We start from the raw sequence: 14085 nt of genomic DNA, 5'->3' as shown, positions 1-14085 counted from the left end.
GTCAGCGGCGGGGGGCGCCGGCGTACTGGCGCTCCACATCTGTCTGGGAGAACCAGATGTAGCGGTCGCTGCCGTCGCCGACCAGCGCGATCATGTCGTCGGCCATCACCTGGAGGAACTGGGTGCTCGGCGCCGGCAGGCGCAGCGCGCCGCCGACCAGGGCGGCCTCGGCGCTGCCCAGGCGCTGGAGCATCACCAGGTTGCAGTCCTGAATGGACGGTACGCCGGTCTGGTCGAGCTGGCGCAGCACCGTCATCTGGGTCTGCCACGGGCCAAGCTGCTGCGGCGCGTTGGGCCCGACGAGTCCGAGGTCGTAGAGCAGCAGGACCGGCTGCTGCGCGGTCGCGGCGAGCGCGAGTGGCTGCTCGGTCGGGAAGACCGCGACCCGGTCGCCCCGGCCCGTCGCCCGCTCGCCGAAGCCGTGCCAGGTGCGCGGGTCGGAGGTGATGACCGCGACGCGGGCGCCCAGCGCCAGCGCGCGAAACGCGACGAGCATGCCCGCCCAGGCGCCGCCGACCAGCGCGACGCGGGTGGGCTCGGGCCGGAAGAAGCGGACGGACACCGGCTTTTGCTGCCGGTCGGCGCCGAGGATCAGGCCGGTGCCGGGGGAGGAGACGCGCAGCTTGGCCAGCGCCGAGCGGGAGACCGTGTGCGAGCCGATCCGCAGGCGTGCCAGCTTGCCCAGCAGCGGATGGTGGCCGCCGCCGTTCGGAGGGCGGCGGCTGTCGTACACGGTGCCGGAAGGGCTCTCCTGACCGGCGTCGGGGATCGCGCGGCCGGCCGCCTGGGCAGCGGCGGCGGAGGCGGCCTGCGTCGCGGTCGCCGCCTGTGCCGCCTGGCGGGTCACGGCGGTGCGCTGCGGGCCGGCGGTGGAGGGGGGCGGCACCTGCACCACGGGCGCGGACAGCGTCGGGTCGCGGCCGATCACCATGCCGCCGGTGGGCGGGTTGGCCACCGGCACCTGGGGCGTCGGGGGCGGTGGCGGCGGCGTACGCGGTGTGGGTGGCGGCGCGACCTGCTGCTGGGCCTGCGGCGCACCGTACTGCGTGGGCACCGCCGGCCGTGCGACGGCGGGTGGCGGGCCGACGGTGGCCCGGCCCACGGGCACCTGGCCGGCGGCCGGCGGGGTGCCTGGCGGCTGCTCCTCTTCGCGCGGCCTGGGCTGGGTCATCGCGCGCCACCTCCGGTCGGGGCGGAGGCGTAGACCGCGGGCCCCTGCTCGCCGTCGAGGGGAAAGAGGTCGGCCTTGGCCTGCTCGGCGCCGCGCCGGATGGCCTCGCTGACCTGGGCGAGCTGGTCGGCGGGCGCGGCCACGCGGACCAGGCCGCGCAGGTCCATCATCCGCTTGTCGTCGTCGGGCGCCATGATCAGGGAGAGGCTCGTCATCGCGGCCGGCGCGGTCGCCAGCCAGTCGAGCAGGGCGGCGGCCTGGTCGACCGGGGGCCAGCCGCGGATCCAGTACGACCGGTGGGCGAGGCGCGACGAGTGCCACTCGGACCAGTCTTCGCGTGGCCGCACCGGCTCGGCGCTCTGGCTCGTGGGCGCCAGGTCACACGAGCGCAGCAGCACCTCGAGCAGCTCGTCGGCGTCGAGGAGGCGGTGGCTCACGCCCACCCGCCGCAGCGACTTGGCCACGCGGCGGACCAGCGCGGCCACCACCGCCGGCGCGGTGTCGAGGTCGGCGTCACCGTCGGCGACGGCCTCGGCGAGGGTGCGTGCGTCGAGGCGCACCGCGATCCATGTGCTGCGGTCGGCCGGGACGGGGATCGCGCCGAAGCGCGCGAGCAGCTGCCGGTAGGACTGGCCGGCCGCCGACGAGGGATGCATCTCGAGGCTCGGCGCGGGCACGGTCTGCGTGACCACCTGGAGCACCGCACCCGGCTGGTCCGCCTCGGCGAGCGCGGCGGCCAGCGCCTCCAGCGGGATCGGCCCGGGCTCGTCGCGCATGGGAGCGCTGGACGTGACGGCGGCCACCGCGTACCACCCGGCGTCGTCTCGGGCCACGCCGACGTGGGCGCCGTCGGCCACCGACACGTTTTCCACGACGAGGTCGGGGGCCAGGCGGCGGAGGGCGCCGAGGCGGGCATCGTCACCGTACGGCGAGGCGGTGGCGCTCAGCCGCCGGCGCTTGTAGTCGCGGGTCATCATCCGCCGCTCGAGCCACCACCGGCCGTTGCGGCGGCCGAGCGTGACGAGCAGCAGCAGGACGCCGGCGACGACCACGCCGCCGATCAGCGCGATGATCTCGCTGGCCACGCTCGCCAGGATGCCGACCACCACGACCTCGGCGAGCAGCAGCTGGGTGATGTGCACCGGGCCGAGGTGGCCGGGCCGGCGGCGGGGGAGCAGGATCGCCGGGCCGGAAGAATCCGTCGTGTCGCTGGCGACCCGCGCGACGGCGCGAACCTGGCGTGGCGACACGGTCTGCGGCGACACCGTCATGCCGTCAACTACCCCCGTCCTCGTCGCCCGATCTCACCATCATAGAAACCGATCCTTATCGGGTGGCTCCCAGCAGGTCATCGAGTGTGAGAGTGCGCAGGTCGTCGCGGCTGGGCATGCGCCCGAGCGCGCGCAGCCGGCCGGACTGCACCTTGCGCATGCCCTCCAGGAGCTTGCGCGCCTCACGCGCGTTGCCGAAGTTTTGGTCGCGCTCGATCTGACCGAACCACTCCAGCAGCGCCTCGTCGAGCCCCTCGCCCAGCAGGTAGTCGTCGTTACGGGTGATCCGCCGGACGATCAGCACCAGCTCGTCGGGGGAGTAGTTTTCGAACTCCAGCGTCTTGGCGAAGCGGGAGGCCAGACCGGCGTTGGCGTCGAGGAAGTTGGCCATGTCGTCGGTGTATCCGGCGACGATGACGGCCACCTGGTCGCGGTGGTCCTCCATGAGCTTCACGAGCGTGTCGATGGCCTCCTGGCCGAAGTCGGCGCTGGCGCCGGCCGAGCGGGACAGCGTGTACGCCTCGTCGATGAAGAGCACGCCGCCGAGCGCCTGCTCGAAAGCCACGGTGGTCTTCTCCGCGGTGTGACCGATGTACTGGCCGACCAGGTCGCGCCGAGACACTTCCTTGAAGTCGCCGCCGGGCAGCACGCCCAGCGCCTTGAGCAGCTGGCCGTAGATGCGCGCGACGGTGGTCTTGCCGGTGCCCGGCGCGCCGGTGAAGACGAGGTGGTTGCTCGCGCCGCCGACCGCGAGGCCGGCGCTGCGCCGCCACTCGTTGACCTGGATCTCGTCGATGACGGCGCGGACCTCGGCCTTGACGCTGCCGAGGCCGATCATCGAGTCGAGCTCGGCGAGCAGCTTGTCGACCTTCTCCGTGTCCTGCTGGGCCAGGCCCTCGGTGACGGCCGCGCCGACCTTGGGCTGGCCTGGGGTGTCGTCGGCCGCGCGGATCGTGGGCGTCGCGCCGTCTTCGACATCGATGCCGGGGGAGGCGGTGCCTTCTACGCGGGTGCCCTCGACCAGGCCACCGCACCCGCGGCCGAACGCGATGCCGACGCCCGACGTGTCGTGCACCCAGCTCTCGGTGATCGTGGGCGCGCTTTGGTGTGCCACGGAGATGCCCGCGTCGCCGGTGCCGGAGATGTCGCACCGCTCGATCGTGGGGCGACCCGCCTGGTACACGTAGATGCCCCGGTAGCCGCAGTCGGCGATCGTCGAGTTGCGGATCGTGGGGTTGGCGCCCAGCCGCACGATGACGCCGTCGTCCGAGATGCCGCGGACCTCGCACTTGTCGAGGATGCCGCTGGAGTCCTCGATGACGAAGCCGTACTGCCCGCCGGTCACCTTGACCTCGGTGGCGGTCACCTGCGCGCCGTCGGTCACCGAGATGCCCGCCGCGTATCCGGCACTGGCCTCGCACTTTTCGATCGTGACCCGGGTGTTGGACGCGCTCACGGCCGGGTAGTCGCCCGCCTTGAGCACCAGCCCTTGCAGCGTGATCTCGGCGCGGGCCGCGGCGACCGCCGGGCCACCCGCCTCGCTCGCGTCGATCGTGACCGAGCCGGGCTCCTTGGCCGCGTTGATGGTGAGGCGGCGGCCCGTGACACGGATCGTCTCGTGGTAGGTGCCGGGCTCGACGGAGATCACCGCTCCATCGGCGGCGACCTCGAGCGCGTCCTGAATTGTCGGATATGCCCCCGCCCGCTGCGAGGAAACCGTCAGTATGCGCGCCATGCTGTCCTCCCCGTACACCTTGGTTGGGGATCGTAGCGACTTGACGCCCCTACCTGATAGGCGAGGCTCGGCCTGGCGCGCGCACGCCTCGCTCTCAGACGTCCGCGGGCTCCAGCGTCAGGGAGATGCTGTTGATGCAGTAGCGCTGGTCGGTGGGCGTCGCGTAGCCCTCGCCCTCGAAGACGTGGCCCAGGTGTGAGTCACACCGCGCGCACCGCACCTCGGTGCGGGACATCCCGAGTGATTTGTCGACGATGTAGCGGACGCGGTCTTCGGCGAGCGGGGTGAAGAACGACGGCCACCCGCAGTGCGAGTCGAACTTCGTGTCGCTGGAGAAGAGCTCCGCACCGCACGCCCGGCAGCGATAGACACCCTTGGTCTTGGTGTCCACGTACTCCCCGGTCCAGGGCGCCTCGGTGCCGGCCTGGCGGAGCACGCGGTATTCGTCGGGCGACAGGCGCACGCGCCACTCTTCGTCGGTGGTGGGCACGGTCATCTCGTCAGCAGCCATGCCACAACGGTACGACCGCGCGAGGGTGACCGGCCTCGCCCGCAGATTACCAACCGCGAACGCCGTCGTTGACCAGGCGTGGGGGACGGATACACGCTGGTCAGCTTTCGGCCGACCTGGCGCCAGGCGATCGGGCGCGGGCTGTGGGCCGGCGTGGTCTGTGCCCTCATCGCCCTCGCTGTCGCGTTTGCCGCGCCGGCGAAGCTCCGCCCCGCGATCCTTGTGGCACCGCCGCTCGTGGCCGCGGTGGCCGGCGTCGTGGCGGGCCGCCGCAGCGCCACCGAGGTCGACGAATACGGCATCCGGCGCACCGGCCCGGCGTTGCCCGGGGTGGCGTCGTGGCGCCGGGTGGTGAACATCCGGCCGGAACGCCGGCGGCACCGTACGGTCGTGGCCGTGTATCTCGACTCCGGCGAGACGCTGCGCCTACCCGCGCCCTACGACGGGCTGTGGCTGGCGCGGGATCCGTTTTTCGAGCGGCGCCTCTTTATGCTCGTGCACCTCTGGGAGACCCATCGCGACTGGAGCGTGCACAGCTGACCTGCTGGAAAGCAGTATGGTCGCGACATGAGTCCGAAGGCGAGCGCCGTCGAGGTCGAGGTCGCCGGCCAGAAGGTGCGACTGAGCAGCCCTGACAAGGTCTACTTTCCGCAGCGCGGCTACACCAAGCACGACCTGTTCTCGTACTACCTCGCCGTGGGCGACGGCATCGTGCGCGCCCTGCGCGACCGCCCCACGACCCTCCAGCGGTTTCCGGAGGGCATCGAGGGCGAGATGTTTTACCAGAAGCGGATCCCGACCAGGGGTGTGCCGCCATGGGTGCAGACCGCGCGGATCACGTTTCCCAGCGGGCGGCCGGCCGACGAGCTCTGCCCGGCCGACCTGGCGCACGTGGCGTGGGCGGCCCAGCTCGGCACCGTGGTCTTTCACCCGTGGCCGGTGCGCAAGGCCGACCCGGACCACCCGGACGAGCTGCGCATCGACTTCGACCCGTCGCCGGGCACCGACTTCGGCCACGCGGTGAAGGCGGCCGGCGTGCTGCGCGAGGTGCTCGACGAGCTGGGCATCGCCGGCTTTCCCAAGACGTCGGGCGGCCGGGGCGTGCACGTCTACGTACGCATCAGGCCGGAATGGGACTTCGTCGCCGTGCGGCGCGCCGTGATCGCGCTGGCCCGCGAGGTGGAGCGGCGCCGACCCGACCTCGTCACCACCTCGTGGTGGAAGGAGGAGCGGGGCGAGCGAGTCTTCGTCGACTTCAACCAGATGGCCCGCGACCGCACGATCGCCTGCGCCTACTCCCTGCGCGCGAACGGCCGCGCCACCGTCTCCACCCCGGTCACCTGGGACGAGCTGCTCGAGGTCGAGCCGGACGACTTCGACATCCGCACCGTGCCCGAGCGCTTTGCCAAAATCGGCGACCCGCACGCGACCATCGACGACCAGGCGCACGACCTCACGCCACTGCTGGAATGGTCTGAGCGCGACGAGCGCGACGGCCAGGGCGACATGCCCTATCCGCCGGACCATCCCAAAATGCCGGGCGAACCCCCGCGCGTGCAGCCCAGCCGCAAGAACGCCGCGAACTGGGAGAGCTGAGCCCATCACGCCGGGCGCGGCTGGCGCACCGCCGCTCACGCCGGCCGCAGGGTGACGCACTGCCTCTCACGCTGGCCGCGGGTGGCGCACCGCCTCGCCGCCCACGCGCTGGCCCAGCCGGACGAGCCCTTGGCCCGCGCGGACACGGAGTGAGCCGCCACGCGCGAAGGCGGCGGCCCGGCGCTCATGTCGGGCCTCGTCGCGCAGGTCCTGGTCGTAAGCCTTGATCCACATTGAAGCGATGAGGGGATGCATGACGTCTCCTCCGACACTATCGAAGTCTCTTTGGTGGTGTCGCTCTGACGGTAGTAGGATGCGTGTTACGAGTCAAGGCGGTTTGGAGGTGTCGTGGCGGACGAGGTCCCGGAGCAGCTCGCGTTGGTGGAGGCGTTCGCCAATACGGTCGACGTCGAGGAGGGCACTGACGAGCTGACCTCGGTCGAGCGGTTCCGGCGGTGGATCGAGGCGCAGGGGCGCGACGAGCCCGTGGCGCCGGCCGACCTCGACCTCGCCTGGCAGCTGCGCGCGGCGCTCCGCCTCGAGCTGGCCGCGCACGACACCGACGCGGTTCACGCGCCCGCGGCGCACCCGACCGAGGCGCCCCGCCCCCGCGCGGAGCTCGACCGGCTGGCCGCCGGGCTGCCGCTGCGGGCGCGCTTCACCGAGGGCGGCGTGGGCCTGGCGCCCACCGGTGGTGGGGTGCCCGGCCTGCTGGCGGAGATCGTGGCCGCGATGGTGCTCGCCGAGCGCGACGGCATCTGGGCCCGCCTCAAGATCTGCCGGGAGGACACCTGCCGGTGGGCATATTACGACCGTTCGAAAAACTCCTCGAAGTGCTGGTGCGGCGCGTCTTGCGGTAACCGCAACAAGACCCGTGCCTACCGCCAGCGCCGCGTGATCGGCAGCGCCCGCGCCTAGCGCGCGGCGGCGGCCGCAGCGCATGATCGTTAGCCCGATAAGGGCGTGGTCTTCGGCGTGTCACGCCCATTTCGGGCGAACGATCATGCTGAGCCACCTCTCCCAACAGTGGGAAGGGTGGGCCGGTCGCGGCCCGGCCAACCCCTAGCCGCAGCCAGCGTGCGAAGCCGGCTTCCACCGCAACCACCCACCGACAAACCGAAACAAGCCGGGGACGGCCCGGCCGGAGCCCGAGGCCCCGCCGGAGGCGCCGAAGTAACCGCAACCAAAAACGAAGCCCGGGCTTGCACCGCGAACCCGGCAGCGGAGGTCGGGGGTCTCGGCGAGCCCTGGCGAGCCGCCGACCGGAGCGGTGCCCGCGGGAGCATACGGTCCGCGACTGACGCGGACGGCGGCAAATCTAGAGAGCTTTCGGAGTCGGGTTGCGCGCGTGGCGGCGCTCCGGCAGATTTTCCCCCGTCCGCGTCAGCTAGAGACCGTACGCTCCCGCGGGCACCGCTCCCGGCCGGCGGCTCGCAGGGCGAGCCGAAATCCCCGGCCGTCCACTGCCAGGTCCGCGAGACAAGCCCCGAAGGGGTTCTTCGCGGGGCCTATCTCCGCCATCCTGACGCAGCGTCACCAGCCCAGGGATCGGGACTTCGAGATCTAGGAGAGTTGGGGTGGAAATAGCGCCTTAACTCTCCGAGATCTGGAATCTCGCGCCGCTCACCTCGCCGCGGCGGTTACCGGCGGCGACGAAAATCCGCAGCTTTCCCAGAGCGCCGATCCGGGAGCAGGCATTTGTGGACAAACAGTGACCGTCGCGCGGCCCGACGGGGTGAGCGCGACCAGCGGCGGACGGGCGGGGCCGCGGGAGCAGCGGTCTGGACCACGACGGACATCGCGGTAGCTCAAATCTCTGTCCTAAAAGGAACTTAGCGCCCGGCCACCTCGACTCCGAAAAGTCTCTAGAGCCTCAGCTTCATGCCCTCGTGCGACGCGGTGAAGCCGAGCGACGCGTAGAAGCGGTGGGCGTCCACCCGGCGTTTGTCGGTCGTCAGCTGCACCAGCCGGCAGCCGCGCTCGCGGGCTCGGTCGACCGCCCACTGGATCATCTCGCGGCCCAGGCCACGGCCGCGCTGGTCGGCGCGGATCCGGACGGCCTCGATGTGCAGGCGTTCGCCGCCGCGGTGGCTGAGGCCGGGGATGTACGTGAGCTGCATCGTGCCGATCACCTCGCCGGCCCGGTCGGCGACCACCAGCTCGTTGCGCGGGTCGGCGTCGATCGAGGCGAACGCGGCCGTGTACGCCGGGTCGTCGACCGACTCTCGGGTCGCGCCGAGCGAGTCGTCTACGAGCATCGTCACGATCGCGGGCAAGTCGGCGTGGGTGGCGGCGCGGAAGACGAGATCAGACACCCGACCACCCTATGGCCGGATGCGATCGGCGGCGGCATCATGATGCGCCATGAAGCTGCTGCTGTGGCCGTTTCACCAGGTCTATCGCGGTCTGGTGTGGCTGGCCAACTCGCCGCCTACGCTGATGCTCTCCTATCTCGGCCTCATCGTGATCAGCGGCGCCATCTACAGCGTCACCGAGAACAAGAGCGCCGGCGACTCGGTGTGGTGGGCGGTCGTCACGGCGTCCACCGTCGGTTACGGGGACACGTACCCCACGACGTGGGCGGGCCGCGTGCTCGCCGGGATCCTGATCTCCACGATGGTGCTGCTGGTGATCCCGCTGATCACGGCGCACTTCGCGAGCCGGCTCATCGTGGACGCGGACGCGTTCCGGCACGACGAGCAGGAGGAGATCAAGCAGAACCTCCGGGCCATCCGGGCGATGATGGAAGACCTCACCGCGGGCAGCGCAGCCCCGCCCGGGGGACCTCCAGATCGATGAGGTACTTGTCGACCGCCTGGTTGACGCAATCCGTCTGCGGGTACGCGGTGTGGCCCTCGCCCTCCCACGTCAGCACCACGCCCACGCCCAGCATGTCGGCGAGCTTGGCGGTCTGCTCGTACGGCGTCGCCGGGTCGCCCGTGGTGCCCACGACCACGATCGGCGGCGCGCCCTTCGCGGCTCCGGTGGGGTAGGGGTCGCGCTCGCCGGGCCAGTACGCGCACGGCAGCATGCCCAGCGCCAGCGCGGCTCCGAAGATCGGGTACTTCGTCCGCCACTGCGACTGGTACGTGCGGATCTGCGCGAGAGTCGGCTTGGCGGTGGAGTCGGCGCAGTTGACCGCGAGGTTGGCGTCGAAGAGGTTGGAGTAGTTGCCGCTCTTGTCCCGCTTGGCGTACGAGTCGGCCAGCTCGAACACGGCGGTCGCGTCGCCGCCCTGTAGGTCTTCGATGGCGTCGGCGAGCTCCTGCCAGCCCTGCTCGCTGTAGAGCGACTCGATGATCGCGTAGAAGATCCAGCCTGCGGTGGCCTCGCGGCCGTCGCCGCCGCGTACCGGGGAGACTCTGGCCTTGTCGAGCGCGGCCGTGACCGCGCCGCGGGCGTCCGGCCCGATTGGGCACCGCCCGCCGGCCTGGGTGCACCAGGTGGCGAAGTTGGTGAACGCCCGCTCGAAGCCCTTCGCCTGGCCCTCCGACCCGGCGATCATGTCCTGCCCGGGGTCGACCGCACCGTCGAGCACGAGCGCGCGGACCTTGTTGGGGAAGAGCTGGGCGTAGGTGGCGCCGAGCAGCGTGCCGTACGACCAGCCGAGGTAGGTCAGCTTTTCGTCGCCCACCGCCTCGCGCACCGCGTCCATGTCACGGGCGGCCTGCTCGGTGGAGAAGTACCGGAGCTTGTCGCCGTACTTGGCGCCGCACCCGTCCGCGACGCGCTTGTTGATCGCCACGACCTCGTCGAACTCGGCCTGCGTGTCCGGATCCGGGTCGGCGCCGAACGTCGCGTCGAGGTCGGAGTTCGATATGCACTCGACCGGCGAGGAACGGGCGACGCCGCGCGGGTCGAAGCCGACGATGTCGAAACGCTCGGTGATCTCGTCGGGCAGCTGGCCGAACGCCTGGCCGAAGGACAGGTACACGGCCGTGTCGATGCCGGAGACGCCCGGCCCGCCCGGGTTGACCAGGAGCGAGCCCAGCCGGTCGTGCTGCCGGTTGGAGCGGGCGCGCAGCAGCGCGACCTCGAAGGTGCCGCTGCCGCTCGGGTCGGCCCAGTCTTGCGGGACGGCGATGCTCGCGCACTCGTAACGCATGCCGGGCGCGCTACGGCCCACCAGGTCTTCCGGCACGTCGGGGCAGGGCCGCCAGATCGCGTTGTCTCCGGTCGCGGCGGGGCCCGGCCGCTCCCGCGGGGCGGCCCCGTCGTCGGTCTTCGGGGCGTACACCGGAAGCGCGCAGCCGGCGGCGAGCAGGGCACCTGCGACAAGACCGGTCATAACCCGGCGTTGGGTGCGAGCCACCCGGCTAGGCTACCCGGCCGCCGTCAAGCACATCGTCGACGTCGAAACGCACCGGGCGTTCCAACTGCTCGTATGTGCACGACTCCGGAGAGCGGTCCGGCCGCCACCGCTGAAACTGGGCGGTGTGGCGGAAGCGGTCGCCCTCCATCGCCTCGTACGCCACCTCGACGACAAGCTCCGGCCGCAGCGGCTCCCAGTCGAGATTGCGCCCACCGGTCCAGCGGCTCACCGCACCGGGCACACGCTGCTCGGGTGCGGGAGACAGCCACGGATGCGACGGCGGATCGCGGTACGCGGCGAGCTCTTCCAGCAGCTCGGCCCGGCGGGCCATCGGAAACGAGGCCGATACGCCGACATGGTGCAGCAGGCCGTTTTCGTAGAGGCCCAGCAGCAGCGAGCCCACCACCGGCCCGGACTTGTGCCACCGGAAGCCGGCCACCACCGCGTCCGCCGTCCGCGCGTGCTTGACCTTGTACATCAGGCGTTTGCCCGGCTCGTAGGGCACGTCGGCCGGCTTGGCGATCACACCGTCGAGCCCGGCGCCCTCGAACACCTCGAACCACCGCCGCGCGGTAGCGACGTCCGCCGTGGTCGGCGTGAGGTAGAACGGTGCGGCCAGGCCCTTCAGGGCGGCCTCGAGGGTGGCGCGGCGCTCGGCGTACGGCCGGTCGAGCAGCGCGCGGTCGTCGAGCGCCAGCAGGTCGAACGCCACGAACGAAGCGGGCGTCTTCTCGGCGAGCATCGCCACCCGCGACGCGGCGGGGTGGATGCGCTGCCCGAGCAGCTCGAAGTCGAGCCGCGGCCCGCCCTCCTCGCGCCGGATGACGATCACCTCGCCGTCGACCACCGAGCGGGGCGGCAGCTGGGCCTTGGCCTGCGCGACGACCTCCGGAAAGTACCGGGTGAGGGTCTTGCCGCCGCGGCTGGCCAGCTCCACCTCGTCGCCGTCGCGGAAGACGATGCAGCGAAAGCCGTCCCACTTCGGCTCGTACGTCATGCCCTCGGCGGTCGGCAGCTTGGCAACGCTCTTGGCCAGCATCGGCTCGACCGGTGGATTGATCGGAAGCAGCACACCGTCACCATACGACCAGCGCGTACAGCGTGAAGCCCGCCGCCGCCGCGCCCGCCACCAGCCGGTGGGAGGTGCACAGCCGCTCCAGCCGCCCGGCGAGCGCCACGAGGCCGACGAGCACGAGTGCCAGCAGCGGCAGCCACGTGGCGCGGGCGGCGATCCAGGAGACGGCGTCCGGCCGCGTGGTCAGGCCGTCGACGCCGCCCAGCGCCTGCGCGGCCAGCGACACCAGCACCACAGCGGTGAGGTGCCAGCAGAAGATGGCCAGCGCGTACAGGTTGACGGTCGCGACCGCGGCCCACAGCCTCTGCCGGCGCCGCAGCAGCCCGTCGAGCCGGTCGCGCACCAGCAGCGCGGCGCCCGCCTGCACGGCGGCGAGGGCGGGCACGAGCAGCGACGGCGGGCCGGAGTTCGAACGGCTCGAGCCGGGCACACCCACCATGCTCGCCGGGTAGTCGAGCCACCCGACCAGCACCGTGAAGAGCGCGCCGCCGCCGGCCACCAGCCAGGCCGCCGCCCGCCGGCCCATCCGCCCACGAGCCCAGGCCACCCCCAGCTGGTAGGTGAACAGCCACGCCGGCAGCACGGTCAGGAAACCCACCCCGGCGGGCACGACGCCGGCCCACGGCCCGTAGCGGAGCAGGTCGACGGCGGCCACCGCGGCCAGGAAAGGCAGCGCGGCGAGCGCACCCAGGCGGTCGTCCAGCCGCATCGCGAACGGGGTGAGCGCGCCGACCACCGCGTAGATGGCGATGAACCACAGTGGCTGGACAAAGAGGACTGTCCACGTGCGCAGCGTGCCGCCCGGGGCGCCGGCGAGCGCCGCGAGCGGCAGCGCCAGGGCGAGCGCGGCCGTGGCGGCGAGCACCGGCGTGAGGAGGCGGGCCAGCCGGCGGCGCACCCACGCACCGGTGTCCGGACCGTGCCGCTCCAGGGACCTTGCCGCCGCGAAACCGCCCACCAGGAAGAAGAGGCCCAACGTCTCGAACAGCCAGCTCGCCGGCGCGAAACCGCCGAGGTAGCGCAGCGGGCTGTCGATGCGCAGGCTGCCGTCGGCGCGCACGGTCAGCCCGGTCACCAGCCAGTGCCCACCGACGACACCGAGGATCGCGACGGCGCGCAGCCCGTCGATCGCACGGTCTCGGGTGTCCGGTGTGGCGCGCGCGATCCGGAGCGTGTACTCGCCCATGGCATGACGGTAGGACCACCACACGACCCGCGCGATCCGCCGCCGAGCCCACGCGACTGGTGCCGGGTACTCACTCGCCGATTTCCCGGGTCCGCGTCAGCTGCGGGCCGCCGCTCCCGCCGGAGACCGCTCCGGTCGGCGGCTCGCCAGGGCTCGCCGAGATCCCCGACCTCCACTGCCAGCTCCGCCCGACAAGCCCCACCCCGACCACTCTTGCTCAGCGGTACTGGAAGTACGCCCGACTCCGAAAGGTCTCTAGTTGCTGGTGGCGCCGACCTTCTCGCGCTCGGGTGTCTCGGCCGTGGCGGCCGGGGGTGTGGCGCGGCGGCTGCGCAGGATCAGCCAGCCGCCGAGCACGCCGAGACCCAGGCCGGCGAGCAGGCCCGCGGCGAGGATTCCGTACGAAGAGCCGCCGTCGTCCGCGGTCTGTGCCGCCGAGGCGGGCGGGGCCGCCTGCTGTTGCCGGCCACCGCCGTGGTGGCCGTTGCCGCCGCTCACCGCCTGGCCGACAAGCTTGACCACCACGGCCGGGTGAGCGCCGCCGGCCGGGTCGGCCCAGCGGACCACGGTGCCGTCCGAGTAGGTCTGTACCACCGTGAACGAAAGCGCGTCGCCCTCGGTCGGCATCGGTCCCATGGAGACGATCAGCTCGACGGCGGGGGTGGGGGTCGGCTTGGGGTCGACGCGGGTCCACGTGATCGAGGCGGTCGTCTCGTTGACCGGCATGCCGTGCAGGCCCGCGACGGCCTTGTCGAGCTTGCGGGTCTCGGTGGTCGGCGCCCAGTCGTCCTGGGACATCGGGTAGATCTCGCCGATCGGGTTGTCCACCGGCGCGATCACCTGGATCTTGGTGGTGTGCGCGCCGGGCCGGTCCTCGGTCAGCCGGAACGTCACCTTGGCGCCGTCCCCTCGCGTGGCCTCCGACGGGTTCGCGGTCACGTCGGCCGATGCCGGGGACGCGAGTGCGAGTGCACCGAAGACGGCGGCGCCGAGCGCCACGACTGCCGTACGCCGGTAGCGGAACATGGACGGCTCCTAACGTTGCTGCTCTTCGCTGTTTGCTTCACGAGCGAAGGGGGCACCGGCCTGGCTGGCCCGTGCCCCCTGGTGTCGCATGTGGATGGTCGCGCTGTCGCTATCGGACCTGGACCCGGACCGAGTCGAAGGCGGGGATCTGGTTGGCGCGCTGCATCATCGGGATGCGGTGTGAGGCGTCGCCGGCCCAGGA

14 protein-coding genes are annotated in these 14085 nt (G+C 72.0%); 4 read left to right on the top strand and 10 right to left on the bottom strand.

Annotated features, from left to right (window positions below):
* Window position 1 precedes the first annotated feature (1 nt).
* The 4 genes from AC5L36_RS39630 to msrB form a co-directional block, all read right to left on the bottom strand.
* Window positions 2-1171 (bottom strand): hypothetical protein, encoded by a 1170-nt coding sequence (locus AC5L36_RS39630; RefSeq protein ID WP_441223960.1) that lies wholly within the window; start codon window positions 1169-1171, stop codon window positions 2-4.
* Complete coding sequence (locus tag AC5L36_RS39625) at window positions 1168-2442, bottom strand: type VII secretion protein EccE (RefSeq protein ID WP_441223959.1); 1275 nt, start codon at window positions 2440-2442, stop codon at window positions 1168-1170. Before AC5L36_RS39625 ends, AC5L36_RS39630 begins: the two co-directional genes overlap by 4 nt.
* Window positions 2443-2497: 55 nt before the next feature.
* Window positions 2498-4177, bottom strand: a complete 1680-nt coding sequence (locus tag AC5L36_RS39620) for a right-handed parallel beta-helix repeat-containing protein (protein ID WP_441223958.1) — start codon at window positions 4175-4177, stop codon at window positions 2498-2500.
* A gap of 94 nt (window positions 4178-4271) precedes the next feature.
* Window positions 4272-4688, bottom strand: coding sequence for a peptide-methionine (R)-S-oxide reductase MsrB (gene msrB / locus AC5L36_RS39615; RefSeq protein ID WP_441223957.1), 417 nt, complete (start codon window positions 4686-4688; stop codon window positions 4272-4274).
* A gap of 78 nt (window positions 4689-4766) precedes the next feature.
* On the opposite strand from msrB, the gene AC5L36_RS39610 reads away from it, so the two are divergent.
* Together AC5L36_RS39610 and ligD are read left to right on the top strand one after the other, a co-directional pair.
* A complete protein-coding gene (locus tag AC5L36_RS39610) occupies window positions 4767-5228 on the top strand; it encodes a hypothetical protein (RefSeq protein WP_441223956.1) in 462 nt (153 codons plus the stop codon).
* 27 nt (window positions 5229-5255) lie between these two features.
* Window positions 5256-6284, top strand: a complete 1029-nt coding sequence (gene ligD, locus AC5L36_RS39605; protein WP_441223955.1) for a non-homologous end-joining DNA ligase — start codon at window positions 5256-5258, stop codon at window positions 6282-6284.
* Between the two features lie 66 nt (window positions 6285-6350).
* Here ligD and AC5L36_RS39600 read toward each other — a convergent pair whose 3' ends face one another.
* Window positions 6351-6539, bottom strand: coding sequence for a hypothetical protein (locus AC5L36_RS39600; RefSeq protein ID WP_441223954.1), 189 nt, complete (start codon window positions 6537-6539; stop codon window positions 6351-6353).
* 93 nt (window positions 6540-6632) lie between these two features.
* On the opposite strand from AC5L36_RS39600, the gene AC5L36_RS39595 reads away from it, so the two are divergent.
* On the top strand, window positions 6633-7202 hold the full coding sequence (locus AC5L36_RS39595; RefSeq protein ID WP_441223953.1) for a CGNR zinc finger domain-containing protein: 570 nt from the start codon (window positions 6633-6635) through the stop codon (window positions 7200-7202).
* Window positions 7203-8149: 947 nt separating this feature from the next.
* Here the strand turns inward: AC5L36_RS39595 and AC5L36_RS39590 are convergent.
* A complete protein-coding gene (locus AC5L36_RS39590) occupies window positions 8150-8599 on the bottom strand; it encodes a GNAT family N-acetyltransferase (RefSeq protein WP_441223952.1) in 450 nt (149 codons plus the stop codon).
* 49 nt (window positions 8600-8648) lie between these two features.
* Here AC5L36_RS39590 and AC5L36_RS39585 point away from each other — a divergent pair, with 49 nt between their 5' ends.
* A complete protein-coding gene (locus tag AC5L36_RS39585) occupies window positions 8649-9083 on the top strand; it encodes a potassium channel family protein (RefSeq protein WP_441223951.1) in 435 nt (144 codons plus the stop codon).
* Here AC5L36_RS39585 and AC5L36_RS39580 read toward each other — a convergent pair.
* The 4 genes from AC5L36_RS39580 to AC5L36_RS39565 all read right to left on the bottom strand — a co-directional run bounded on the left by AC5L36_RS39580 (window position 9037) and on the right by AC5L36_RS39565 (window position 13883).
* Window positions 9037-10596, bottom strand: a complete 1560-nt coding sequence (locus AC5L36_RS39580; RefSeq protein ID WP_441223950.1) for an alpha/beta hydrolase — start codon at window positions 10594-10596, stop codon at window positions 9037-9039. The genes AC5L36_RS39585 and AC5L36_RS39580 overlap by 47 nt on opposite strands.
* A gap of 4 nt (window positions 10597-10600) precedes the next feature.
* Complete coding sequence (locus AC5L36_RS39575) at window positions 10601-11668, bottom strand: ATP-dependent DNA ligase (protein WP_441223949.1); 1068 nt, start codon at window positions 11666-11668, stop codon at window positions 10601-10603.
* A gap of 4 nt (window positions 11669-11672) precedes the next feature.
* Window positions 11673-12857: an acyltransferase family protein gene (locus AC5L36_RS39570; protein ID WP_441223948.1), complete on the bottom strand. Its 1185-nt coding sequence runs from the start codon at window positions 12855-12857 to the stop codon at window positions 11673-11675.
* Between the two features lie 255 nt (window positions 12858-13112).
* The gene (locus AC5L36_RS39565; protein WP_441223947.1) at window positions 13113-13883 is read right to left on the bottom strand and encodes a DUF1775 domain-containing protein; all 771 of its coding nucleotides are present in this window, start codon (window positions 13881-13883) and stop codon (window positions 13113-13115) included.
* Window positions 13884-14085 lie beyond the last annotated feature (202 nt).

The organism is Phytohabitans sp. LZ39 (assembly GCF_059359075.1).
Note: the sequence above shows the minus strand (reverse complement) of the source record. Positions and strands in the feature narration are given on the sequence as shown.

What these genes read in the sequence shown, in the direction of transcription:
- AC5L36_RS39630 (WP_441223960.1), bottom strand. Translation starts at nt 1,171, where the DNA reads ATGACCCAGCCCAGGCCGCGCGAAGAGGAGCAGCCGCCAGGCACCCCG.
- AC5L36_RS39625 (WP_441223959.1), bottom strand. Translation starts at nt 2,442, where the DNA reads ATGACGGTGTCGCCGCAGACCGTGTCGCCACGCCAGGTTCGCGCCGTC.
- AC5L36_RS39620 (WP_441223958.1), bottom strand. Translation starts at nt 4,177, where the DNA reads ATGGCGCGCATACTGACGGTTTCCTCGCAGCGGGCGGGGGCATATCCG.
- msrB (WP_441223957.1), bottom strand. Translation starts at nt 4,688, where the DNA reads ATGGCTGCTGACGAGATGACCGTGCCCACCACCGACGAAGAGTGGCGC.
- ligD (WP_441223955.1), top strand. Translation starts at nt 5,256, where the DNA reads ATGAGTCCGAAGGCGAGCGCCGTCGAGGTCGAGGTCGCCGGCCAGAAG.
- AC5L36_RS39600 (WP_441223954.1), bottom strand. Translation starts at nt 6,539, where the DNA reads ATGCATCCCCTCATCGCTTCAATGTGGATCAAGGCTTACGACCAGGAC.
- AC5L36_RS39585 (WP_441223951.1), top strand. Translation starts at nt 8,649, where the DNA reads ATGAAGCTGCTGCTGTGGCCGTTTCACCAGGTCTATCGCGGTCTGGTG.
- AC5L36_RS39570 (WP_441223948.1), bottom strand. Translation starts at nt 12,857, where the DNA reads ATGGGCGAGTACACGCTCCGGATCGCGCGCGCCACACCGGACACCCGA.
- AC5L36_RS39565 (WP_441223947.1), bottom strand. Translation starts at nt 13,883, where the DNA reads ATGTTCCGCTACCGGCGTACGGCAGTCGTGGCGCTCGGCGCCGCCGTC.